The organism is Streptomyces iakyrus, from assembly GCF_000717055.1.
Taxonomy (GTDB): domain Bacteria; phylum Actinomycetota; class Actinomycetes; order Streptomycetales; family Streptomycetaceae; genus Streptomyces; species Streptomyces iakyrus.
In genome coordinates this window covers 1-501 of record NZ_JNXI01000083.1, presented here as the reverse complement: position 1 = coordinate 501, position 501 = coordinate 1, and the positions used below count along the sequence as shown (strand labels likewise).

Here is a 501-nt window from a genome sequence, read left to right as displayed (position 1 = left end):
ACGCAATACTGCACGTCATCGGCCGTCATCTTGCGGAAGCCCGCGGTGCCCCGGGCGCTGAACAGGAGATTGCGGTGCGTCAGCATCACGCCTTTTGGCGTGCCCGTGGTGCCGGACGTATAGATGAGGACCGCGACCTGGTCGGCGCCATCGGCCTCGACCGGCTCGGCAATCGTTGCCAGGTTCAAGCTGGTGACGGCGACGCCGTGGAGCGGGCCGACATCCTGCACGACAGCCTCATAGCGCGCGGCATGGGCGGCAGCTTCCTGCGACACCTCGGCGGTCAGCAACACGCGGCGGGCGCCGCTGTGATCCCTGATCTGGTCGAGCTCACGGGGCGACAGTCGGGGATTGACCACGATCGACCAGACATCGAGCCGGCTCGCCGCCAGCAGCAGGCAGGCGAGCGGGATCGAATTCTCGCTCACGATCATCATGCGGTCGCCGGGGCGGATACCCAGCGCCTGCAAGGCGTCGGCGACGCGACTGACTGCCCCATCG

At 67.7% G+C, this 501-nt stretch carries 1 protein-coding gene; it reads right to left on the bottom strand.

The genetic code is table 11. The features are described 5' to 3' along the window. On the bottom strand, positions 1-501 hold a 501-nt coding region (locus tag OO68_RS48855), incomplete at both ends, for an AMP-binding protein (RefSeq protein ID WP_033314709.1).